Source organism: Streptosporangiales bacterium, assembly GCA_009379955.1.
Lineage (GTDB): Bacteria > Actinomycetota > Actinomycetes > Streptosporangiales > WHST01 > WHST01.
In genome coordinates, this window is sequence record WHST01000006.1 from 46717 (window position 1) to 69959 (window position 23243).

A 23243-nucleotide genomic window follows, 5' to 3' on the forward strand; every position below is an offset into this window, starting at 1 on the left:
CATCCGTCTCTGGGTCGGGCACGGAAGGCCTTGACACAGAGCCGTCGACGGGCGAGAGTCCACCGTGATGACAACGTTGTCTACGCGTCGGTCAGTCGAGCGTGTACGGGCCACCATGGCCGACGTGGCGCGCCTCGCCGGTGTGTCGCTCAAGACCGTGTCCCGGGTCGTCAACGACGAGGCCGGCGTGCACACGGCGACCACGACCCGCGTACGCGAGGCGATCGACGAGCTCAACTACCGGCGCAACCACGGGGCCAGCCTGCTGCGCCGCGGCGCGGGCACGACGAGCATCGGGCTCGTCGTCGAAGACCTCGCCGACCCCTTCTACTCGGCAGTGGCGGCCGGCGTCGAGCAGACGGCGCGGCTGCGCGGCCACCTGCTGTTCACCGGGTCGGGCGAGGCCGACGAGACGCGTGCCCGCGACATCGCGCTGACGTTCTGCGCGCGCCAGGTCGACGGCCTCATCGTCGTCCCGGCGAAGGACGACCACAGCTGGCTGCAGCCCGAGGTCGACCGCGGCATCCCCGTGGTCTTCGTCGACCGGCCCGTCACGGGCTGCACCGGTGACGAGGTCGTCGTCGACAACCGCGGCGGTATCAGGGCCGCCGTCTCGCACCTCGTCGGTCACGGCCATCGGCGGATCGCGTTCCTCGGTGACGACCCCGAGTTCTGGACCGCCCAGCAGCGGTGCGACGCGTACCGCAAGGCCATGGCGTCCCGCCGCCTGTCCGTACGCGACCTCGTCGCCATGGGACCCCACGAGCACTTCGCGCTCGCCGACCGCATGCGCACCTGGCTGGACCAGGACGATCCGGTCACCGCGCTCATCGCGGGGAACAACAGGATCAGCACGGTGCTGCTCCGCGTGCTCGCCACCCTCGGCCGCCGCGACCTCGCGCTGGTGAGCTTCGACGACTTCGAGCTCGCGGATATCCTCGACCCGCCCGTCACGGTCATCGCGCAGGATCCGCAGAAGATCGGCCAGGAGGCCGCCACCGCGCTCTTCGCCCGCATCGAGGGCGCGCACGGCGCGCCCCGCCAGCTGGTGCTGCCCACCCGCCTCGTCCCGCGCGGCTCGGGTGAGCTCCCACCATGGAACCGGCACGACCTCAGGTAACGGAAACATCGATCAGGAGGACGGTATGGCCACATCGAAGGGCCGCCTACGCGCGTTCCTCGCACTCGTCGTGGGCGCGACACTCGCGCTGAGCGCGTGCGGCGGGGCGACACAGAGCGGTGAGGAGGCGAACAAGAGCCAGACCAAGGAGGCGAAGACCTCCGGCAAGATCGCGTTCCTCCTCCCCGAGAACAAGACGGCGCGCTACGAGGCCGCCGACCGTCCTGGCTTCGTCAACCGGATGAAGGAGATCTGCCCCGACTGCACGATCGACTACAAGAACGCCAACCAGCAGGCCGACCTCCAGCAGCAGCAGGCTGACGCCGCGCTGACCAACGGCGCCGACGTCCTCGTCATCGACCCCGTCGACAGCGAGGCCGCCGCGAAGATCGTCGACAAGGCCAAGGGCCAGAACGTCCCGGTGCTGTCGTACGAGCGCCTCATCCTCAACTCCGAGCCGGACTGGTACATCTCGTTCGACAACGTCAAGGTCGGCGAGGAGCAGGCCACGTCGTTGCTGGCCAAGCTCGATGACCTCGGCACGACGAAGAAGGGCGAGATCGTGATGATCAACGGCTCGCCCACCGACAACAACGCCAAGCTGTTCAAGCAGGGCGCGCACTCCGTCCTCGACGGCAAGGTGAAGATCGGCAAGGAGTACGACACGCCCGAGTGGAGCCCGGACAACGCCCAGAAGCAGATGGACCAGGCGATCACCGCGCTCGGCAAGGACAAGATCGTCGGCGTCTACGCCGCCAACGACGGCACCGCGGGTGGTGCGATCGCCGCCATGAAGAAGGCGGGCTTCGACCTGGGCCAGGTGCCGGTCACCGGCCAGGACGCCGAGGTCGCCGGGCTGCAGCGCGTCGTCGCGGGCGAGCAGTACATGACGATCTACAAGCCGATCATGGACGAGGCCGCGAAGGCCGCCGACATCGCGTACGACCTGCTCCAGCAGAAGACGCCGGAGAAGCAGGCCGACACCGAGAACGGCGGCAAGGCCAAGATCCCGTCGACGTTCCTGCCGGTGAAGGCCGTCACGGTCGACAACCTGCAGGACACCGTCCTCGCGGACAAGTGGATCAGCTACAAGGACCTGTGCGCAGGCCAGTACGCAGCGGACTGCAAGAAGGCCGGTATCAAGGACGCGGCCTGACCGTCGCGGCCGGTGCGTCCGCCCTCGGTGGACGCACCGGCCGCGCGGGTCACCGTGTATCCGACGACGAGAGGGAGTAGGCAGGTGGACGAACCCGTCTTGCGGCTGCGAGGCGCCAGCAAGCGCTTCGGCGCCGTCCAGGCGTTGCAGGGTGTCGATCTCGACGTCCATGCCGGCGAGGTGATCGCGCTCGTGGGCGACAACGGTGCCGGCAAGTCCACCCTGATCAAGGGGATCGCCGGCGTCCAGCCGTTCGACGGCGGCACGATCGAGGTGGGCGGCCGGGCCGCGCGGATCACCAGCCCGCAGCAGGCGACCGCGCTCGGCGTCGCCACGATCTACCAGGACCTCGCGTTGTGCGACAACCTCGACGTCGTCGCCAACCTCTTCCTCGGGCACGAACCACTCCACCTGGCCAGGCTCGACGAGACGTCGATGGAGAAGCGGGCCCACGGCCTGCTGGCCCAGCTGTCCGTCCGCATCCCCTCGGTACGCACCCGCGTCGCGTCGCTCTCCGGAGGTCAGCGGCAGTCGGTCGCGATCGCGAGGTCGCTCATCGGCGAGCCCACGGTCGTCCTGCTCGACGAGCCCACCGCGGCACTCGGTGTCGAGCAGACGGCGCAGGTGCTGCAGCTCGTCACGCGGCTGCGCGAGCGCGGTCTCGCCGTGCTGCTGATCAGCCACAACCTCGCCGACGTGTTCGCCGTCTCCGACCGCATCGAGGTGCTGCGGCTGGGCGCCAACGGCGGCTCGTTCCGTACGGCCGAGGCGCGCAACGAGGACGTCGTCGCCGCGATCACCGGCGCCACCGAGGAACGGCTGGGCCAGGCGCTCGCCGAGGCCAAGGCCGCGCATGCCGAGACCGCGCATGCCGAGACCGTGGGAGAGGCGGACCGATGAGCACCGTCGAGCGCGACCCCAGACTCGTGAAGCCCGACAACAGCCTCGGCGGCCACCTGTCGGCGACCGGGCGACGCATCGCCGGCGGCGAGCTCGGCTCGCTGCCCGTGATCATCGGCCTGATCCTCACCTGGATCGTGTTCATGATCCTCAACGACCGCTTCCTCTCCGCGCTCAACCTCACCAACCTGATGCTGCAGATCGCGGCCACCGGCACGATCGCCGTCGGCGTGACGTTCGTCCTGCTGCTCGGCGAGATCGACCTGTCGGTCGGCTCGGTGAGCGGTGTCACGTCCGCGGTGCTCGCCGTGCTCGTCACCCGCGCGGGCTGGGGCGACTGGGCGGCCGTGGCGTTCGCGGTGCTCGTGGGAGTCGTCATCGGGCTCCTGCACGGCACGATGTTCACGAAGCTGCGCATGCCCGCGTTCGTCGTGACGCTGGCCGGCCTCATCGGCTGGCAGGGCCTGCAGCTGTACGTGCTCGGTCAGGGCGGGTCGATCAACCTCCCCGACGGCCCGGTCACCAACCTCACCGACCAGTTCTTCGTGCCGTCGTACGGCTGGGGCTTCGCTGCGCTGTGCGTCGCGGGCTTCGCCGCCGTGCAGTTCACCCGCCGCCACGCGCGCACGAGAGCGGGACTGCCCACCTCGAGCATCGCCCTCCCGATCCTGCAGGTGGTGGGGCTCGCCGTCGTCCTCGCGGTCATCGTGGCCGTGCTCAACGCCGACCGCGGCGTGCCGATGGTGATCATCGTCTACCTCGTCATCATCGCGGTCTGTGCCTTCATCCTGCGCCGCACGACGTTCGGCCGGCACCTGTTCGCGGTCGGCGGCAACATCGAGGCCGCGCGACGTGCCGGCATCAGGGTCGACGGCATCCGCATCGCCGCCTTCACGATCTCGTCGGGACTCGCGGCCGTCGGCGGCATCTTCGCGGCGAGCCGCCTCACCGCCGTGACGCAGAGCACCGGCAGCGGCGAGGTGCTGCTCTACGCGATCGCCGCCGCCGTCATCGGCGGCACCAGCCTGTTCGGCGGCCGTGGCAGCGTCTGGTCGGCGCTGCTGGGCATGCTCGTCATCGGCTCGATCAGCAACGGGCTCGACCTGCTGAGCGTCAGCGCGGCGGTGAAGTTCATGGTCACTGGCCTGGTGCTCGTGGTGGCCGTCCTCCTCGACTCCCTGTCCCGCCGAGGCCAACCGCTGCGCCGCTAGCGGCCGCCCGGCGTGTCAGAGCGCCACTTCGTGACGTTCGGCGGCGGCTCGTACGTCGCCAGGCGGTCGAGCAGCGCGTGCGGGTCGTCGTCGAACAGCAGCATGTCGCGGTGCTGCGGGCGCAGGAATCCCTCGCCGACCATGTGCTCGGTGAGCCGCTGCAGCGGCTCGTAGTAACCGTTCACGTCGAGCACGCCGACGGGCTTGGCGTGCAGGCCGAGCTGCGCCCACGTCCAGATCTCGAACAGCTCCTCCAGCGTGCCCGCACCGCCGGGTAGCGCGACGAACGCCTCGGACCGCGCGGCCATGCCCGCCTTGCGCTCGTGCATGTCCGCCACGACGTGCAGCTCGGTGATGTCGTGGTGGGCGACCTCGAGGTCGACGAGCTGCTGCGGGATCACGCCGACCACCTCGCCGCCGGCCTCGAGCGCGGCGTCGGCGATCGCGCCCATGGTGCCCACGTGGGCCCCGCCGTAGACGAGGACGATGCCGCGTTCGGCCATCGCGCGCCCGAGCTTGCGGGCCTGTTCGGCGTAGACGTCGTGGTTGCCGGGAGAGGAACCGCAGAAGACACAGATGCGCACGGGGAAACCCTACGCGGCCGGCGCCCCGGGTGACGCGTCGCCTCAGCGGATCTATACGCGACCTATGACGCCCGTCGATAGCGTCCGGCGCTCTCACAACGGCACGGACCTACTCACCTGAGACAGCGCGGAAGGCTATCCGTCGACGAGGTCGGTGTCGCCATGTATCTCGAGAAGATCGCTCAACTGACGCTTGGTCTTCAGGTGCGCCAGAATGACGCCGGGAGGGCCTGGATCCCGGTGGCGGCCTGCTCCAGCTCTTCGGCGAAGGGTTGCAACGTCGCCTGGCCGCCTTCGACCAGGCGGCGGACGATGGCCGCCTGGCGCCGGGCCCGTCCGATGATGACGTCTGCGAAAGCGCTGCGGTCGCCGTCGTAACCGTAGGCGTCCAACAGGACGTGCAGGCGCTGTGACCGGTCCTCGAACGCCGTGAACCCTGGAACTCGGCGACGTGCCGGGCATGCAGCGGTACCCAGGTCAGTGCCAGATGAGCCAGGTCGAACTCGCGCGACGAAGGCCCGGTGGTGTCCCAGTCGACGAACCCGACGAGACCGTCGTCGTCGTTCCACACCACGTTGTACGGCGAGGCGTCGTGATGACCGATGATCAGGTCGGGCTGCCAGGTCCCGGCGAACCAGGTCGCATCATCCGGCGGGACGAAGGTCGCCGTGGCGTCGTGCAGCCGCCGCATCCACGCGGCTGCCTGACGCAGCGCCTGGTCCGAATGCGGCCACGCCGGCCAGGGATGGTGTTCGCCGATGGTGTTGCCATGCAGAAAGGTCAGGACCTCGCGACCCTGCTCATCAAAGCCCAGCACCCGGGGAGCGCCCTCGAACCCGGCCGCCTCCAAATGGCGCAGCACCGCGTGCACGGTGGAGGTCCACGGATTCGCCGGTCGGTGGACGGTGTCGTCGATACGGACCCCGCCCACGTGCCTGCCACCGGGCAGCCGTTGCTCATCCACCCCGGCGTTATATCCCGTGGCCCCGCACCGCGCATCCGGTTTGTTGGGTGCCTCGCGCAGAGCAACCTCCGATTCGGGCCGGATTCATTGAGAACGGGCCGGAATCCGTGAGACCGGACAGCACGCTGTCCGGGGCCGTCGACTTCGGCACCGGCCTCGCCTCGACCGAGTGCCGCGACTCGTCCCAGCTCCCGCTCGACGCCATCGGCACATTCGGTCGATGAAATCCCTTGCTCGCGTGGGTCCCTTTGGCCCTAGTGCATCGCGTCGTCACGGAGGACCGTGCGAAAGCAGGGGGAAGCGACGAGCGGGCCTTGGCCCAAGGGGAACGTGAGTACACACCACTGCGACGTGGCCGGTCACCACCGGCCACAGGAGTTGACGCCATGACGCGATCCGGCGCATCACAACCGGCCTTCCTGTCCACCTGGCTGGTGTGGGTCGCGGGGTTCCTCGTCTTCCCGCTCGCGGGTCTGGCCGGCACCGGCCAGGTGTGGCATCCGCCCAACGACCCCGACACCCGCACCACCCGACAGCTCGTCGACATCGTCTACCGGCTCGGGACAGCCACGCGCCAGGCTTCGCTCCCTCCCCCCGGTGGTGCGGCGCGCCCTCAGCCTGGTCAACCCGGGCATGCGCGAGCTCCTCGAGATGCGGTACCTGTTCGAACGGCCATTCATCGTCGACAGCAGCAAGATCGCGGCCAAGCTCGGCGTGCACGCCACCCCGATCGACCAGGCCCTCGAAGGCACGCTCACCTCGGTCAGGAGTGACGGTCATGGAATCTGAGGGACGGCTCACAACGATCGACGCGATGCCCGCCATCGTGCAGGACAGGTACGGCGACGCCGGCGTCCTGCGCCATGAACGCATCGCCCGTCCTGAGATCGCCAATGACGAGATTCTGGTCCGCGTGCGGGCGGCCGGTCTGGACCGCGGCACCTGGCACCTGATGACCGGAAAGCCCTACCTGATGCGGATCACAGGACTGGGCTTTCGCCGGCCGAAGGACCGGGTACCCGGGCGTGATCTCGCCGGCACGGTCGCCGCCGTCGGCGCGTCGGTGACCCGGTTCGCCGTCGGCGACGACGTGTACGGCGTCGGGCGGGGCTCGTTCGCGGAGTACGCAGTCGCGAGCCAGGACAAGCTCGCTCGCAAGCCGGTGAACCTGTCCTTCGAGCAGGCCGCGGTGGTCCCGATCTCGGCAGCGACCGCCCTGCACGCCCTGACGGCGGCCGGCCAGGTCGAGTCAGGTCAGCAGGTGCTGGTGACCGGAGCATCCGGCGGCGTCGGCAGCTACGCCGTACAGCTCGCCAAGGCGTTCGGGGGCCAGGTGACCGGAGTGGCCAGCACCGCGAAGCTCGACCTGGTGCGCTCACTCGGCGCCGACCAGGTCCTCGACTACACCCGGGACGACTACGCCGACGGCACCCGCCGCTACGACCTCGTGCTCGACATCGCGGGCAACCCGAGACTGTCCCGGCTGCGCAGCGCGCTCACGTCCACGGGGACCGCCGTACTTGTCGGCGGCGAGAACGGCGGCAACCTCACCGGCGGTATGAACCGGACGCTGCGCGCCCTGATGATGTCGCCGTTCGTGGGCCAACGGTTCACCGCTTTCGTCAACAAGGAGCGGGCCAGCGACCTCGACCGACTCACCGACCTCATCGAGGCCGGCCAGGTGACACCCAGCATCGACCAGACCTACCCGCTGGACCGGGTCCCGGAGGCGATGCGCCAGCTCGAGGCCGGCACGGTCCGCGGCAAGGTCGCCATCACCATCTGAGCACCACCCGCACGACCCGGCGCTGCGCCCGCACCTGCCGACGCGAACAGGCCACGAATAGACAACGAGGCAGGACACATGACCACGAGTGCAACACCATCGGTCCCAGCGGAGCGCGAGCAGGACGTAGGAGCCATCGAGACCGGGACCGCCCGGACGTCCTCCCGGATGTGGACGTCACGGCTGATCGGGTGTCTGTTCCTGGCCGGGTTCCTCCTCTACGGAACCGGCTCGATCCTGGTGAACTCGGTCGTCGGCGCCCCCGACCTTCTCGCAGGCGTCGCCGCGCAGCAGACCGTCCTGCTCGTCGGGGCTTTCCTGATGATCTCGACCACCGCGGTAGACATCGGCAAGGCGGTGCTGTTCTTCCCCGTCCTGGAACGCCACGGCAAGCGCACCGCGGTGACCTACCTGGCCACCATGGTCTTCGAGATGGCGCTGATGACGGTCGGGGCGCTCGCCCTGCTGATGCTCGTCCCCCTGGCCGACCAGGCTGGCGCCGGGCAGCTCGGCCCAGGCGCTGCCCAGGCGCTGGGGGCGCTGGCGGTCGACGCGAACGAGACGGCGTACCAGATCGGCCAGCTCGCGCTCGGGTTCGGCTGCCTCTTCCTGTGTGCACTGCTGTTCCGGACCAGGCTGATCCCGAAGTGGCTGGCGGGCTGGGGCCTGGTCGGCTACGCGCTCCACATGGCGGGCGCGGCCGCCGAGATCTTCGGGGCACCCATCAGCCTCGTGCTGTTGATCCCCGGCGGCATCTTCGAGGTGACTCTCGCGATCTGGCTGCTCGTCAAGGGATTCACCCCAGCGGCATACGACCGAGCACGCCTCACCCCCGCCGCCGCGTAAGGACCTCCAGGGCCAACGGTCCTTCTCCGGTGCGCGGGCCTACAACCAGTCGCCCCGACCTCGATGCCGTGACGGGCCGCTACTTCGCCAACGGCAAACAGAAGCCACCCGCGCCGCGCTCTCGCGACGAGGTCGTCGCGAGACGGCTGTGGCCGGCCGGCACAGACCGGGCAGCGACGGTAGGGCGTCGACGCGGGTGGGGTCAGGTTCGGTGGGTGCCGCCTATCAGGCGGCCGCCTACCACCGTGCGGAGCACCCGGGCATCCAGCAGCGACTCTGGGCCTTCGGCGAATGGGTCGCGGTCGATGACCACCAGGTCGGCGAGCAAGCCGGTGGCCAGGTGGCCCCGGTCGGTGTCGGCGAGGCAGGACCAGGCCGCGTCGTATGTGGCGTGGCGGACGGCGTTCGCCAGCGGGAGGGCGTAGCGGGGGACGTTCGCCGGCAGGGTCGGGTCGATGGCCGAGCGTCTGGTCGCCGCGACGTACATGTTGCGCAGGGGCTGGTACGGCGCCGTCGGGGTGTCGGTGCCGAGCGCCAGTCGCGCGCCCGCGTCGACGAACTCCGGCCACGGGTAGCCGCGCTCCACTCGGTGGTCGCCGAGCATGGCGCGCCAGTTCTGCTGCACCGCGGGATCGGCGTGCACCGGTTGCATCGACGCCGTGACACCTAGGCTGGCCAGGCGCGGGACGTCGGCGGGGTCGACGTACTCCAGGTGCTCGATGCGGTGCCTGCGCGGCCGCGGGCCGTTCACCTCGACGGCGTGCTCCAGCGCGTCGAGCGCGACCCTGATCGCCCTGTCGCCGATCGCGTGCAACGCCACCTGCAGGCCCGCCGCGTCGGCCGCGGTCACCGCAGGAGCCAATGCGTCGTAGTCCCAGATCGGCTCGGCGTTAGCGCCGTCCGCGTACGGCTCGAGCAGCGCTGCCGTACAACCGTCGATGACGCCGTCGACGATGAACTTCACGCCGGTGACGCGCAGCCACGGCGAACTGTGCCGCTCGGCGAGCCTGGCCACCTCCGCTATCTGCTCCCTGTGCTCCGCGGGCGTGCCGCGCCTGGGCAGCAGCCAGTGCCCGACGACGCGCGCCGTCGCCGTGCCGGCGCGTTCCGCGCGCGCCATCGCGGCGAGGGCGTCCTCGTCCAGGGCCATGTCGACCGCACCCGTCACGCCGCACGACGCGTACGCCGCCAGTGCCGCCGCCAGGTGCGCGTCGCGGTCGGCGTCGGTGGCGACGCCGGCGAGGAACGGCCAGACCAGCTCCTGCAGCGCCGTCTCGACCAGGTGTCCCGTCGCCTCCCCCGTCTCGTCGCGGACGATCGCGCCGCCGACAGGGTTCGGCGTGTCCGCGGTGACCCCGAGCTCACGCAACGCGGCCGTGTTGACCCACACCGAGTGGTAGTCGTTGGCGTCCAGGTACCCGGACGTTCAGGGACGACGGCGTCGAGCAGCTGCCTGGTCGGCGCGCCACCCGGCACGGCGGGGAACAACCAGCCGTGGCCGAGTACTCGCGGCGCGTCCGGCTGCTCCGCTGCCCACGTACGCAGCCTGCACGCGATCTCGTCGAAGTCGCCGGCGGTACGCAGGTTGGCGCGCAGCTCCGCCTCGCCGCTCATCAGCAGGTGCGCGTGCCCGTCGACGAAGCCGGGCAGCACGACGCCGCCGTCCAGGTCGATGACATCGGCCTCAGGTCCGACCGCCGCGCCGGCGGCCGACTCCGTACCGACGTGGACGATGCGATCGCCGACGACCGCCACCGCGTCCGCCCATGCCGGCTCGGTCGCGGTGAACACGCGCGCGCCCGTGTAGACGGTGCTCATCGGTAGCCACCCTTCCCCGCGGGGATGATCACCAGTCGGGTGAACGCGTAATGCAGCACACCCGCGACGACGAACGCGGGCACCGACGCGCTGGTGTAGCGGAACAGCGCCGCGGACTCGTACGTCACCGGGTTGAGCAGCAGGTAGTAGCACAAGGCGCCCGCACCGACGGCGACGAACGCGAACGGGTTCACGCCCCACCAGTACGAGTACCGCGACAGCCCCTCGGGCTCGTACAGGCCGCGCAGATGCAGGGTGCGTCTGCGCAGCAGGAAGAAGTCGACGAAGTACACGCCGCAGAGCGGTGCGAGCACCAGCGAGACCCAGGCGAGGAACTTGAAGTAGTTGTCGTAGAGCGCGCCGGGCCAGAACACGACGATCGCTCCCGGTATGAACAGCAGGCCGGCCAGCACCGACCACGGCAGTCGATGTGCGGGACGCCCGCCGGCACGCCTGATCGCGAGGCTGCCCGAGTACGTCTGCCCGACCATGCTGGTGAGGTTCGCGAACCCGACGAACAGCAGCGCCAGGACGCCGAGCACGGCACCGCCGAGCGGCACCATCCACACCGTCGGATCCGCGTTGCCGAGGACGAGCGCGGCGAACGTACCGACCATGCTGGCGACGACGCTCGCAAGGAACAGGCCGATCAGGTTGGGCCAGAACGCGACGCGCGGCGTCGTGGTGAGCCTGGCGAGGTTGCCCATGATGGTCCACCAGGAGAAGCCGGCGCCGAGGCTGAGCTCGACGGCGATCATCCAGTCGAGCCTGGCGTCGCCGAACGGTTCGAGCGGCTTCGCGGCGGCGAGCTCGCTCCAGGAGTGCTGCACCAGGATCACCACGAGCATCACGACGGACATCACGACGAGCGCCGGCGCGACGATCTTGTTCACCCACTCGATCGAGACCGGCCCCTTCACCAGCAGCAGCCAGGACGCGACGATCGCGACCAGCGCCGCGGCGATGACCAGCGCGCCGTTGGCGCCGAAGTTGGTACCGGCGATCGCGTTCACCACGTTGACGATCGCGCGGCCGCACATGACGGCGAGGATCGCGTTCCAGCCCGCCGCCGCGAGCGGGAACATCACCAGCACCAGCGCCCTGGTGCCGTTCAGCCCGAACACGCCGCGCAGCGCCGTGTACTGCTCCACACCGTACTTGGCCGAGGGGATGCAGGTGGTCAGCGCGACCAGGACGACGCCGACCAGGTTGCCGATGATCCCCGCGGCGATGGCGGTCTTCGCCCCGACGAACAGCGCGAGCGTGCCGCCGGTGAGGAACGCCCAGGTCGCGATCGCGAGCCCGACGTTGACCGAGGTGAACGACCAGAACCCCCAGATCCGCTCCGACCGCAGCGTGGGCAGCTCACTGAGCGCACCGTCCTCCGCCGGGGTGACCTGCGATGACGCGGTGGCGTCCGGCGCGCTCATCCTGGGTATCCCCACAGCCACGCCGCGACCACCACGACGACCACGCCGACGGCGAGGACGATCAGGTCGGTACGTGGCAGGTCCTTGCGTGCGGGGTCGTCGTAGTGGGGGTCCTCGACCGTGGCGAGCCGCCGACGCAGCTCCGCCTCGTACCTGTCGGTGTCCATCCGCGACCTGCCCGTCGCTAAACTATCTTTGCTAGTCAGCAGACTGTAGCGGCCGCCGGTGCACGCGGGGAAGACCCGAACACGCACCTGTGGACGACGGGCAGGAGGATCGTGCCGTGGGACGCAGACCCGACCGCGCACTCAGCCGCGAGAGCATCGCGCGCACGGCGCTGGCGATCTTCGATGGTGACGGCGGCGCCGCCGTCACCGTCAGGAACATCGCCGCCAGGCTCGGGGTGCAGTCGCCTTCCCTGTACAACCACGTCGCTTCCAAGGACGAGATCCTGGACGCGGTCACCGAGCTGATCGACCAGCAGATCGACCACTCCCCTCTGGACGACCCCGACTGGCGCCGAGGGCTCGCCGCGTTCGCCCGTTCGTACCGGCACGCGTTCAGGCAGCACCCGGAGGCGCTCGCCGTCATCGCCAGGCGCGCCGTCGAGACCGACGCCGCGTTGAGCGCGTACGACGCCGCGCTCGCGGCGCTGCAGCGCGCCGGCTGGAGCCCGGCTGCAGCACTCCGGGTGTTCGCGGCGCTGGAGTACCTGGTGCTGGGATCCGCGCTGGTGCCGTTCACGAGCGGCTTCGTCAGGCAGCCGGCCGAGTACGCAGGGCAGTTCCCCGCGCTGGCTCGGTCGCTCGCCGGCACCGACCTGGACACGGTGGACGATGCCGGCTTCGAGTTCGGCCTCGAGCTGATCCTCGACGGGCTCGCCAGGGACCCGACACGGAGCTGCATCTGATGACTGACTCTTGCGTTCGTTGAGCCGGCGCGGGACCAGGCACCGACGCAGACCTTCGGCATGCTGGGCTCGACACCCTCGTAGCGTCTGTTGAATGGCCGCTCTCACTCCGCACGAGATCGCCGATGCTTGACCCGCGTTTCGTGTTCCTCGGCGCCGCGATCGGGCTCGTCGGCAGCGTCCGGTACGCAGTTGCCACGGTTCGAGGTCGCGCCGAGCCGAACCGGGTCACCTGGTTCCTGTGGGCGGCCGCGCCACTCATCGGTTTCTTCGCCCAACTCGATAGCGACGTCGGCCTGCCGTCGGTACTGACGCTCTCAGCCGGTCTCGGGCCGCTCGTTGTCTTGCTCGCTTCATTCATCAACCGACGCAGCACCGCTCGGGTCTCTGTCTTCGATCTCGCATGTGGCATCGTTTCGGGGACCGCCATTGTCGTCTGGCTCGCCGTCGGAGATGCTCCCCTGGCCGTCCTGTTCGCCGTGGCCGCCGACGCGGTCGGTGCTGTCCCAACGGTTCGCAAGGCTTGGCGCGACCCTGACTCCGAGAACGCCATCTTCTACGTCCTCGTCGGTGTCAACGCGAGCATCACCATGTTGACCCTCGTCCACTGGAGGCCGGAGACCTGGGCCTTCGCCGCCTACATGCTTACGATCAGTCTCACCCTGACAACGATCATCGGCCTGCGCCGCGCACGGCACCGCCACCGATAGAGCACCACGAATCGCGCCGCGCGATCGGCGACGTCGACATCGAGGCTCGCGGCGGCACGTCGCCATGGTGGTACGCGGCCGGCGGCCTGCTGCTCCTGGCCCGGTGGCGGTACTGGTGCTCCTCGCGACGCGACGCCGCCGCGCCCGACCACCCGTCGCGTCAGGCGTCGGCGCGCTGGCGCAGGCGGCCACGCAGCCATGCCGCGGGCGCGACTCTGGGCAGCGCGCGGGTGAGCGGACGGCTCAGCGCCCGCGCGATCGCGGCGGCGACGAGCGCGACGCCGCAGGCCGACAGGATCCCCAGTGGGCCCGCGGTCGCCGCGACGACGAAGACGAACGTGCCGCCGCACCACATGCCGGCGAGCATGCTCTCGATCAGCTGGACCGACGCCACCGAGCCCATCGACCGCTGGGTGAAGGCAGCGAGTACCAGGTTCACGGTCGGGAAGGTGACGAGGGCACCGGCGACGTGCGGTCCGAACGGACCCGACACCGACGTCGCCACGACGACGCAGGCGGTCGCCGCCCCCGTACGGACGAGGACGTCGCGCACCCAGCCGCGGGCCGGGTCCGCCGCCGACCCGGCCTGCCGCGGCGCGCGGGGCCACAGCGCCAGCGCACCGGCGAGGACCAGCCCGAGCAGCGGCACCACCACCCACAGCGGTGCGTGCAGCGCGACCATCGTGCCGCTCGCCACGACCGCGACGCCCGCGGCGACCGCGGTGGCGGCCGGCCAGCGACGCTTCCGCGCCACGTACGCGTAGGCGGCACAGCACGCGACCACCGTGGTCTGCCCGACGATGATCCCGGCGGCCGTCGACCGCGCGATCCACGGACCCTGCTGCAGGCCGACGAGCAGCAGGAACGGCAACGAGGTGAGCGGGAGGCCCAGCAGCCAGCCGGTGGCCCTGGGCCCGCAACGGATCTGGACGGTGCTGGTGAGGGCGACGATGACGGCGGTCAGGACGACACGGACGAGGAGGAGTTCCACGTACCATGACTCTTCCATGACCTTCGCCTAGTTTGGGTCGGGATTCGGGCGCATGGTCGACTGAAGACCGCGCTATGCTCGGTATTCCAGCAGATCCACCGCGAATGTCTCGAGGAGTCATGGACGACATCGACCGCGAGCTGCTCGGGCTGCTCCTGGCGGACGGGCGCGCGACCTACCAGGAGCTCGCCGCGAAGGTCCGCCTGTCCGCGAACACCACGGCCGAACGCGTCCGGCGGCTGCGCCGCTCGGGCGTCATCAGCGGCTACCACGCCGAGCTCGACCTCGCCGCCCTCGACCGCTCGCTCGTCATGATCACCGACATCAGGCTTCGCGACGACGTCCTGAGCGAGGAGTTCCAGCGAGGGCTGACTCGTGTCCCGCAGGTCATCGCCGCGGCGCACACCACCGGTGAGTACGACTACCAGTTGCGCATCGCCTGCCGCGACGCCGCGGAGTTCGAGCGGGTCGCCGACCAGCTCAAGCGCCACCACGGCGTGCGCGAGTCACGCAGCCGCCTGCTGCTGCGTGAGCTGCCCCTCGGCGTCGACCGGGTGCTCGGACTCAACTCCGTCGACCGCTGAGCGACCGGCGGATCAGACGTCGATGCGTGCGCGGTCGAGCTCGTAGGCGCCCGCGACGATGAACTCGCGACGCGGGGCGACCTCGTTGCCCATCAGCAGCGAGAAGACCTCGTCGGCGGCCGCGGTGTCCTCGACCTGCACCCGCCGCAGCATGCGGTGCCGCGGGTCCATCGTGGTCTCCGACAGCTGGTCGGCGTCCATCTCGCCGAGGCCCTTGTAGCGCTGGATGGGCTCCTTCCAGCGGCGGTTCTTCTTCTTGAGCTCGGCCAGCCTGCGGTTCAACTCCGCGTCGGAGTACGTGTAGACGTACTTGTCCTCGCCCTTCTTCGGGCTGGTGAGCTCGATCCGATGCAGCGGCGGCACGGCCGAGAACACCCGGCCCGCGGACACCAGCGGGGCCATGTACCTGTACAGCAGGGTCAGCAGCAGGGTGCGGATGTGCGAGCCGTCGACGTCGGCGTCGCTCATCAGGATCACCCGGCCGTAGCGCGCGGCGTCGAGCTCGAACGTGCGGCCCGAGCCGGCGCCGAGCACCTGGATGATCGCGGCGCACTCGGCGTTCTTCAGCATGTCGGACATGCTGGCCTTCTGCACGTTCAGGATCTTGCCCCTGATCGGCAGCAGGGCCTGGAACTCGGAGTTGCGCGCGAGCTTGGCGGTGCCGAGCGCGGAGTCACCCTCGACGATGAACAGCTCGGTGCGGTCGACGTCGGTCGACCGGCAGTCGACGAGCTTCGCCGGCAGGGCCGAGCTCTCCAGCGCGTTCTTGCGCCGCTGGTTCTCCCGGTGGACGCGGGCGGCGATCCTCGTGCGCGACGCCGACGCGACCTTGTCGAGGACCGCCTTCGCCTGTGCCTTCTGCCCGCGCTTCGGCGCGACGAAGAACTGCTTGAGCTCCCTGCCCACGACATTGGCCACCACGCGGCTGACGGCGGGGGTGCCGAGGACCTCCTTCGTCTGCCCCTCGAACTGCGGCTCGGGCAGCCGCACGGTGACGACCGCGGTCAGTCCCTCGAGGATGTCGTCCTTCTGCACGGCGTCCTCGGACGCGCGCAGCACCTTGGCCGCCCGCAACTGCTCGTTGACGGTCTTGGTGAGCGCACGGTCGAAGCCCTGGAGGTGGGTGCCGCCCTTGGGTGTCGCCACGATGTTGACGAACGAGCGCACGCAGGTGTCGTAGCCGACGCCCCAGCGCAAGGCGACGTCGACGGTCACCTCGCGCTCGACGTCCTGCGGGCTCATGTGCCCCTTGTCGTCGAGGACGGGCACGGTCTCGGTGAAGTGACCCATGCCGGACAGCCGCAGCGTGTCGCAGACGCGTTCGTCGCCCGCGAGGTACTCGCAGTACTCCGCGATACCACCGTCGTGCCGGAACGTCTCCTCGACCGGCTCGGTTCCACGCTCGTCGCGCAGCGTCAGCGTGAGACCGGGCACGAGGTACGACGTCTGGCGCAGCCTCGTCGACAGGTCGTCGAGGATGACCTCGGAGCCCTTGACGAACACCTGGTGGTCGAACCACCAGCGCACCCGGGTGCCGGTGGTCTTGCGCGACACCTTGCCCGCCGTCCGCAGGCCCGACCTGGGCGCGAACCCCGCGTCGGGTCCCGGGCCGTCGAACACGCCGGGCACGCCGCGGTGGAAGCTCAGCGCGTGCGTCCGGCCGCTGCGGTCGACCTCGACGTCGAGGCGCGAGGACAGCGCGTTGACGACCGACGCGCCCACGCCGTGCAGGCCGCCGGTCGCGGTGTACGAGCCGCCGCCGAACTTGCCGCCGGCGTGGAGGCGGGTGTAGACGAGCTCGAGGCCGGGCAGTTTGGTGCGCGGCTCGATGTCGACGGGGATGCCGCGACCGTCGTCGCGCACCTCGATCGACTGGTCGGCATGGAGGACGACGTCGACGCGCGAGCACACGCCCGTCAGCGCCTCGTCGACCGAGTTGTCGATGATCTCCCACAGGCAGTGCATCAGGCCCCGACCGTCGGTGGAGCCGATGTACATGCCGGGGCGCTTCCGGACCGCCTCGAGGCCCTCGAGCACAGAGAGGTGCCGGGCCGTGTACCCGTGGCCACTTTCCTGTGGCAACGCGCTCACGCTTCGCAACCTCCCTCGATCAATCCGGTACCGGCAGGGTAGCGTCACAGCTCGGTGGGTCAGTGTCGCCTCGCCGCACCGCCAGGAACCGACCCGGATCCCGTGGCGTCGGTCATACCCGGGAACGAATCCCTGTGATGGGATGTTGGAACCGGTGATGGCAAACGCAAGCAGGGACACCAGTGCAAGGGGGACCGCGTGACCACGACTCTCCTCCAGAACTCACTCACCGCCGCCGAGCGCTGTGACAGGTGCGGCGCCCAGGCGTACGTCCGAGTGGTTCTCGAGAACGGCGGCGAGCTCCTCTTCTGCGGCCACCACGCGAAGCAGTACGAGGACGCACTCCGCAAGGTCGCGATCGAATTCCAGGACGAACGCGAGCGGATCACCGAGAGTTAGACCGCCGCTCCATAGCGAGATCGTCAGGGTGGGAGTCCATTGGGGATTCCCACCCTTTCGCTATGGGTGCGTGTCCGGATCCCACAACGTGGGCCCGATCGACCGGTGGGTCTACCCAACGTAGCGGGTACAGTGCATTCTGGTACCGCTCGGGAGGAGTTGGACGCAGCACCAGTCGACGGAGCATCACCAGGGGGGAGCCTGACGATGACCGAGGAACAGGGTCGGGGGACTCAGCCGCCGGAGCACGGCCGGCCCGATGCCGAGGCGGACGACGCCGACACCGGGCACACGGCGAGAGACGTACCGGGCGCGGAGCGCTCCCGCAGACGGCGGTCGAACGAGGCGCCCTTCGAGAAGGACGGCAGGTGCTCCCGCTGCGGCGGCCGCTGGCCGTGCCTGCACTGCCTCACCAGCACGCCCCCCTACGTGCGGGTGATGAACAACCTCTGAGGCGTCTCGCGCACCGACCACCCGAGCACGGCGGTCCCCCGGCCGCGTCGCGTCCGATCAGTCGAGGTAGTCGCGCAGCACCTGCGAGCGCGACGGGTGCCGCAGCTTCGACATGGTCTTCGACTCGATCTGCCTGATCCGCTCGCGGGTGACGCCGTAGACCTTGCCGATCTCGTCGAGGGTCTTGGGCTGGCCGTCGGTGAGGCCGAAGCGCATCGACACCACGCCCGCCTCCCGCTCCGACAGCGTGTCGAGCACCGAGTGCAGCTGCTCCTGGAGCAGCGTGTGGCTCACCGCCTCGGCGGGCTGCACGGCCTCGGAGTCCTCGATCAGGTCACCGAACTCGCTGTCGCCGTCCTCACCGAGCGGGGTGTGCAGCGAGATCGGCTCGCGGCCGTACTTCTGCACCTCGACGACCTTCTCCGGGGTCATGTCGAGCTCGATCGCCAGCTCTTCCGGGCTCGGCTCGCGACCGAGGTCCTGCAGCATCTGCCGCTGGACACGTGCCAGCTTGTTGATGACCTCGACCATGTGCACCGGGATGCGGATGGTGCGTGCCTGGTCGGCCATGGCCCGGGTGATGGCCTGCCTGATCCACCACGTGGCGTACGTCGAGAACTTGTAGCCCTTGGTGTAGTCGAACTTCTCGACCGCCCTGATCAGGCCGAGGTTGCCCTCCTGGATCAGGTCGAGGAAGAGCATGCCGCGACCGGTGTAGCGCTTGGCGAGCGACACCACCAGCCGCAGGTTGGCCTCGAGGAGGTGGTTCTTCGCCCGATGGCCGTCCTCGGCGATCCACTCCATCTCGCGGCGCGGCTTCGCGGTGAGGCGGCCGTCCGCGCCCAGCTTCTCCTCGGCGAACAGGCCCGCCTCGATGCGCTTGGCGAGCTCGACCTCCTGCTCGGCGTTGAGCAGGGAGACCTTGCCGATCTGCTTGAGGTAGTCCTTGACCGGGTCGGCCGTCGCACCCGCGACGACGACCTGCGCCGCCGGTGCGTCGTCGTCGGTGTCGCTCAGGACGAAGGAGTCCTCGCCCTCGCCCGCCTTCGGGTCGGCGCGCTTGGCCTTGGGTGCGTCGACGACCGACTCGTCGTCGGTGGCGTCGTCGGCCTCGACCTCGGCGGGGGCGTCGTCGGTCGCTTCGGCGTTCGCGTCGTCACCGCTGAGCTCGACGTCGTCTGTCGGCTCGCCGTCGTCGAGATCGGTCGCATCGGGCTCCTCGGCCGAGTCGTCGGTGCCCTTGGCCGCCTTCGTCGTGTCCTTCGTCTTCTTGCCCTTCGACTGGCCGCGTACTGACCCTTCCCCCGTGGGCTTCGTGCCGGCCTTCGACCTGCCGTTGGACGCGCCGTTCGCCTTCGCCCGCGGCGTGGCGGCCGCCGGCTTCGTCGCGGACTCGGACTCCTCTGCCTGCGTGGACGCCGTGGCCGTGCGCTTCGATGTGGACGCGGCGCTTGGCATGGTGGTCACTTCCTCCTCATTGGCGGCATGGGCGCCCGCACAGGTGAGCCCCCTGAGCGGGTGACGATCGCCCAGTCGCCCTGGGCAAGGCAGGCCTCTGAGAGGCAAGAGCAGGCCGCACTGGGCGCTGCACATAGATCTCCATTGTGTCACGCCCTCTCCAGGACCGGGGGGTGCGGGGGAACACGAACCGGGCGATCGAAGTCACCAGCGGACTCCCCGATCACCTCCCCCGTCGTGCCTCGATCAGCCCTCCGGGCCTTTCGCTGCAGACGCGGCGCGCTTCTGCTCCTTCTTGTGCTCGCGGACGGCCGCGAGCGAGGCCTCGTCACGGATGTCCGCGACGGACCGGTGGACACCGTCCTCGCCGTACGGCCCGGCGGCCTCGCGCCAGCCCTCCGGCCGGACGTCGAGCTGCTTGCCGAGCAGAGCGGCGAAGATCTGTGCCTTCTGCTTGCCGAAGCCGGGCAGGGCGGTGAGACGCTTCTGCAGGTCGCGCCCCGACTCGGCCGAGGTCCACACCGCGGACGCGTCGCCGTCGTACTGCTCGACGAGGAACGTGCACAGCTGCTGGATGCGCTTCGCCATCGAGCCGGGGAAGCGGTGGATCGCGGGCGTGGTCGACGCCAGGCTCGCGAACTTGTCCGGATCGTAGGTGGCGATCTCGGCGGCGTCGAGCCGGTCTCCGCCGAGTCGTTCGGCGAGGATCCGCGGAGCACCGAACGCCCACTCCATGGGCACCTGCTGATCGAGCAGCATGCCCACGAGGAGCGCGAGTGGATCGCGGGAGAGCAGCGCGTCTGCGGCGGAGTCCTGTGCGAGGTGCAGGTCATACGTCCCACGAGCCATGGAACCAGCTTCCCACGTCGGCGGCGTCGTGACGAGCATCCCCGCGAGATTGGAGCGCGCGAGCCGACGAGTGAATGTGACGAATCGGTGAGCAAAGTCCCGGCAGCCTTCCCATCCATGCGAACGCGCGCTCGAATGGGGGTATGCGGGAACACGAGGACCGGGGCACGCCGGTCGGGCGCCGGGTCGTCCTCGGCATGCTCGGCCTCGGCGCGGTCGGGGTGGTCTTCGGCGAGCCGGCCAGCGCCGGCATCTCCCGCGCGCTCGCCCCGCTCACCTCACGCGATCCGAGCGGCCTGTCCGGCGTCGTGCCCGCCGCCGGCGGCTTCCGCTACTACTCGGTCACGGGCACCGAGCCGGAGCGCGACGCGCGGACGTACCGGCTGACCGTGGGCGGACTCGTCGACAAGCCCCGCACACTGAGGTACGGCGACCTCGCCGACCTGCCGCAGACCGGCCTGACGAAGGACTTCCAGTGTGTCACCGGCTGGCGGGTGCTCGGCGTGCCGTGGGCGGGGGTGCGGCTGTCCGACCTGCTCGACACCGTCGGCGTGCGGCCGGGCGCGAAGGCGGTGCTCTTCACGTCCTTCGACGGCACGTACACCGAGTCCCTGACCCTGGCCCAGGCGCGGCGTCCCGACATCCTTGTCGCGACGATGATGTACGGGCGTCCTGTCACCCGGTCGCACGGCGGTCCTGTACGGCTCTACGTGGCGCCGATGTACGGCTACAAGTCGCTCAAGTGGCTCGGCGGCATCCAGGTCAGCGACCGGGTGGTGCCCGGCTACTGGGAGGAACGAGGGTATGACATCGACGCCTGGGTCGGACGCTCCAACGGCCGCGACGACGAACCCACCGGCTGACTCGCGGGCGTCCCTCCCCCGCTTCTCCCGCGCGACCCGCGCGGTGCACTGGGCGACGGCCGCGCTGTTCGCGGTGTGCGTGCTCACCGCGCTCGCCCTCTACGTCGGCCCGATCGCGGTGCTCGTCGGGCGGCGCGCGGTCGTCTCCACCGTTCACGTGTACGCGGGCCTGGCGCTGCCCCTGCCGGCGCTCGTCGGCCTCCTCGTCCGGACGGTGCGCGAGGACGCCAGGGTGCTCGAGCGGTTCGGCCCGTACGACTGGGAATGGCTGCGCAGCAAGGACCGGCGGACCGGGCGGCTGCCGATCGGCAAGTTCAACGCCGGCCAGAAGCTCAACGCCGCCTTCACCAGCGGCGCGGTCCTCGTCATGCTCGTCTCCGGCGTGATGCTGTGGCAGCCCGACCCGTGGCCGGTGCAGTACCGCACCGGCGCGACGTTCGTCCACGACTGGCTCGCGCTGCTGTTCGTGGTCCTCGTCCTCGGCCACCTCAGGTTCGCGTTCCGCGATCCCGAGGCGCGGCGCGGGATGCGGACGGGCGGCGTCTCGCGCGGGTGGGCGCGCCGCGAGCACCCGGGCTGGGCGGCGGAGCACGAGCCTCCGGCTAGTCCTCGCCCGCCAGACGGGTCCGGCGAGGTGTGACGAGGACCACGACGAGCGCCAGCACGGCCACGACGCCGACGCCCCACAGGACCCGCTGGACGGACACGGCGAGCCCCTCGCGGACGAACTCCACCACCGGCGATCCACCGCCGGCGGCGGCGATTCGGGCCGCGTCGTCGACGTTCGCCGGCAGGCCGTGCATGCCGCGCGGCGCGTCGCGCAGCCACGCGGAGAGGCTCGCGTTGGCGATCCCGCCGAACACCGCGGCGCCCAGCGCCGTACCGATGGTGCGGGTGAAGATCAGTGATCCGGTGGCGACGCCGCGGCGCTTCCACTCCACCGACGACTGCACGCCGACGATCGACGAGTTGCTGAGCAGCCCGAGGCCGCCGCCCGTGACGAGGCTCGCGAGGCCGAGGTACCAGATGCTCGCGCCGCCGCCGCCCGCCACGAAGAGCCCGCTCGCCACGAGCATGAGGCCGACACCGATGAGGCAGGTGTCGCGGAACCCGATGCGCAGGTACAGGCGGTACGCCTGCGACGACGCGACCGGCCAGCCGATGGACATCGCGGCGAGGACGAAGCCGGCCTCGACCGGCGTGGCGCTGAGCACGCTCTGCGCGAACATCGGCAGGAACGTGGTGAGCCCGCTCACGGTGAGCCCGACGCACACCTGGGCGAGGTTGGGCCCCGCGATGCTCCTGGTGCCGAACACCCAGGGCGGCAGCATCGGCTCGGCCGCCCGGCGTTCCCACCACGCGAACACCACGAGGAGGACCGCACCACAGGCGAAGACGGCCGGCGTCTGCCAGGACCGCCACTCCCACTGGACGCCGCCGGCGAGGAGGCCGAGCACGAGCAGACCGGTCCAGAGCATGAGCAGGACGCCGCCCTCGACGTCGATCCGCCGCCGCGTCGGCGTCACGGACTCCTTGAAGTAGGTGAGCACCATCGCCAGCGCGGCGAGACCGATGGGGACGTTGAGGTAGAAGATCCAGCGCCATCCGCCGTACTGGGAGAGCACGCCGCCGACCGCCGGTCCGACGATCGCCGACATGCCCCAGACGCTCGACATCCAGCCGGAGACGCGGCCGCGCTCCTTGAGGTCGTACATGTCGGCGACGACGGTCTGACTGACCCCGTGCAGCCCGCCGGCGCCGATGCCCTGCACGGCGCGGGCCGCGATCAGCGCGGGCATCGACCAGGCGAACCCGCACAGCAGCGCACCGACCAGGAACAGCACCGTGCCGAAGAGGATCATCGGCCGCCGCCCGTAGAGGTCGGACAGCTTCCCGTAGACCGGCGCCGTCACCGCCATCGGGAGCAGGTATGCGCTGAACACCCAGGGGAACAGGGAGAACCCGCCGAGGTCGTGGACGATCGTCGGCACGGCGGTGGCGACGATCGTGGACTCGAGTGCCACGAGACCGACGGCGAGCATCAGTCCGGCCAGGATCCGTCCGCGCCTGCGGATGTGCCGGCCCTGCGGGGAGGGGGCAGGGGCACCGGTCACGGCTCC

The 23243-nt window shown here is 70.2% G+C and carries 20 protein-coding genes and 3 pseudogenes; 14 read left to right on the forward strand and 9 right to left on the reverse strand.

What is annotated here, in order from left to right:
- Nucleotides 1-115: 115 nt before the first annotated feature.
- From GEV10_03125 to GEV10_03140, 4 genes are all read left to right on the forward strand, one after another.
- The gene (locus tag GEV10_03125; protein MQA77468.1) at nt 116-1120 is read left to right on the forward strand and encodes a LacI family DNA-binding transcriptional regulator; all 1005 of its coding nucleotides are present in this window, start codon (nt 116-118) and stop codon (nt 1118-1120) included.
- A gap of 25 nt (nt 1121-1145) precedes the next feature.
- A complete protein-coding gene (locus GEV10_03130) occupies nt 1146-2276 on the forward strand; it encodes a substrate-binding domain-containing protein (protein ID MQA77469.1) in 1131 nt (376 codons plus the stop codon).
- A gap of 84 nt (nt 2277-2360) precedes the next feature.
- On the forward strand, nt 2361-3176 hold the full coding sequence (locus tag GEV10_03135) for an ATP-binding cassette domain-containing protein (GenBank protein ID MQA77470.1): 816 nt from the start codon (nt 2361-2363) through the stop codon (nt 3174-3176).
- On the forward strand, nt 3173-4387 hold the full coding sequence (locus GEV10_03140) for a sugar ABC transporter permease (GenBank protein MQA77471.1): 1215 nt from the start codon (nt 3173-3175) through the stop codon (nt 4385-4387). Before GEV10_03135 ends, GEV10_03140 begins: the two co-directional genes overlap by 4 nt.
- Here GEV10_03140 and GEV10_03145 read toward each other — a convergent pair.
- Together GEV10_03145 and GEV10_03150 are read right to left on the reverse strand one after the other, a co-directional pair.
- Nucleotides 4384-4971 carry a TIGR00730 family Rossman fold protein gene (locus GEV10_03145; protein MQA77472.1) on the reverse strand — a complete coding sequence of 196 codons (588 nt, stop codon included), beginning with the start codon at nt 4969-4971 and terminating at the stop codon, nt 4384-4386. The genes GEV10_03140 and GEV10_03145 overlap by 4 nt on opposite strands.
- A 200-nt stretch (nt 4972-5171) precedes the next feature.
- Nucleotides 5172-5935, reverse strand: a pseudogene (locus GEV10_03150) (phosphotransferase).
- Nucleotides 5936-6532: 597 nt separating this feature from the next.
- Here GEV10_03150 and GEV10_03155 point away from each other — a divergent pair.
- The 3 genes from GEV10_03155 (at nt 6533) to GEV10_03165 (ending at nt 8567) form a co-directional block, all read left to right on the forward strand.
- Complete coding sequence (locus tag GEV10_03155) at nt 6533-6724, forward strand: hypothetical protein (GenBank protein ID MQA77473.1); 192 nt, start codon at nt 6533-6535, stop codon at nt 6722-6724.
- Nucleotides 6725-6749: 25 nt separating this feature from the next.
- Nucleotides 6750-7721, forward strand: coding sequence for a zinc-binding dehydrogenase (locus GEV10_03160; protein MQA77474.1), 972 nt, complete (start codon nt 6750-6752; stop codon nt 7719-7721).
- Nucleotides 7722-7799: 78 nt separating this feature from the next.
- Nucleotides 7800-8567: a DUF4386 family protein gene (locus tag GEV10_03165; GenBank protein MQA77475.1), complete on the forward strand. Its 768-nt coding sequence runs from the start codon at nt 7800-7802 to the stop codon at nt 8565-8567.
- Between the two features lie 202 nt (nt 8568-8769).
- Here GEV10_03165 and GEV10_03170 read toward each other — a convergent pair.
- Together GEV10_03170 and GEV10_03175 are read right to left on the reverse strand one after the other, a co-directional pair.
- Nucleotides 8770-10385, reverse strand: a pseudogene (locus tag GEV10_03170) (amidohydrolase family protein).
- Nucleotides 10382-11815, reverse strand: coding sequence for a hypothetical protein (locus tag GEV10_03175; protein ID MQA77476.1), 1434 nt, complete (start codon nt 11813-11815; stop codon nt 10382-10384). The pseudogene GEV10_03170 and the gene GEV10_03175 overlap by 4 nt, the downstream one beginning before the upstream one ends.
- 283 nt (nt 11816-12098) lie before the next feature.
- Between GEV10_03175 and GEV10_03180 the strand changes: the two genes are divergently transcribed.
- Both GEV10_03180 and GEV10_03185 read left to right on the forward strand, forming a co-directional pair.
- Complete coding sequence (locus GEV10_03180) at nt 12099-12725, forward strand: TetR family transcriptional regulator (GenBank protein ID MQA77477.1); 627 nt, start codon at nt 12099-12101, stop codon at nt 12723-12725.
- A 125-nt stretch (nt 12726-12850) separates the two neighbouring features.
- Nucleotides 12851-13435, forward strand: a complete 585-nt coding sequence (locus tag GEV10_03185) for a hypothetical protein (GenBank protein MQA77478.1) — start codon at nt 12851-12853, stop codon at nt 13433-13435.
- A gap of 160 nt (nt 13436-13595) precedes the next feature.
- Here the strand turns inward: GEV10_03185 and GEV10_03190 are convergent, their stop codons facing one another.
- Nucleotides 13596-14444 (reverse strand): hypothetical protein, encoded by an 849-nt coding sequence (locus GEV10_03190; GenBank protein MQA77479.1) that lies wholly within the window; start codon nt 14442-14444, stop codon nt 13596-13598.
- Between the two features lie 101 nt (nt 14445-14545).
- Here GEV10_03190 and GEV10_03195 point away from each other — a divergent pair, with 101 nt between their 5' ends.
- A complete protein-coding gene (locus GEV10_03195) occupies nt 14546-15010 on the forward strand; it encodes an AsnC family transcriptional regulator (protein ID MQA77480.1) in 465 nt (154 codons plus the stop codon).
- A gap of 12 nt (nt 15011-15022) precedes the next feature.
- Here the strand turns inward: GEV10_03195 and GEV10_03200 are convergent, their stop codons facing one another.
- Nucleotides 15023-17101 carry a DNA gyrase subunit B gene (locus GEV10_03200; protein MQA77481.1) on the reverse strand — a complete coding sequence of 693 codons (2079 nt, stop codon included), beginning with the start codon at nt 17099-17101 and terminating at the stop codon, nt 15023-15025.
- Between the two features lie 198 nt (nt 17102-17299).
- On the opposite strand from GEV10_03200, the gene GEV10_03205 reads away from it, so the two are divergent.
- The gene (locus tag GEV10_03205; GenBank protein ID MQA77482.1) at nt 17300-17500 is read left to right on the forward strand and encodes a hypothetical protein; all 201 of its coding nucleotides are present in this window, start codon (nt 17300-17302) and stop codon (nt 17498-17500) included.
- A 207-nt stretch (nt 17501-17707) separates the two neighbouring features.
- Nucleotides 17708-17953 (forward strand): hypothetical protein, encoded by a 246-nt coding sequence (locus tag GEV10_03210; GenBank protein ID MQA77483.1) that lies wholly within the window; start codon nt 17708-17710, stop codon nt 17951-17953.
- A gap of 57 nt (nt 17954-18010) precedes the next feature.
- On the opposite strand, the pseudogene GEV10_03215 reads toward GEV10_03210, so the two are convergent.
- Both GEV10_03215 and GEV10_03220 read right to left on the reverse strand, forming a co-directional pair.
- Nucleotides 18011-19132: pseudogene (locus GEV10_03215) on the reverse strand (RNA polymerase sigma factor).
- A 525-nt stretch (nt 19133-19657) separates the two neighbouring features.
- Nucleotides 19658-20260 carry a Fe-S cluster assembly protein HesB gene (locus GEV10_03220; GenBank protein ID MQA77484.1) on the reverse strand — a complete coding sequence of 201 codons (603 nt, stop codon included), beginning with the start codon at nt 20258-20260 and terminating at the stop codon, nt 19658-19660.
- 143 nt (nt 20261-20403) lie between these two features.
- Between GEV10_03220 and GEV10_03225 the strand changes: the two genes are divergently transcribed.
- Complete coding sequence (locus GEV10_03225; protein MQA77485.1) at nt 20404-21123, forward strand: molybdopterin-dependent oxidoreductase; 720 nt, start codon at nt 20404-20406, stop codon at nt 21121-21123.
- The gene (locus tag GEV10_03230; protein ID MQA77486.1) at nt 21065-21763 is read left to right on the forward strand and encodes a DUF4405 domain-containing protein; all 699 of its coding nucleotides are present in this window, start codon (nt 21065-21067) and stop codon (nt 21761-21763) included. Before GEV10_03225 ends, GEV10_03230 begins: the two co-directional genes overlap by 59 nt.
- Here the strand turns inward: GEV10_03230 and GEV10_03235 are convergent.
- Entirely contained in the window at nt 21726-23165 is a 1440-nt protein-coding gene (locus GEV10_03235) for an MFS transporter (protein ID MQA77487.1), read from the reverse strand. The genes GEV10_03230 and GEV10_03235 overlap by 38 nt on opposite strands.
- Nucleotides 23166-23243: the final 78 nt, after the last annotated feature.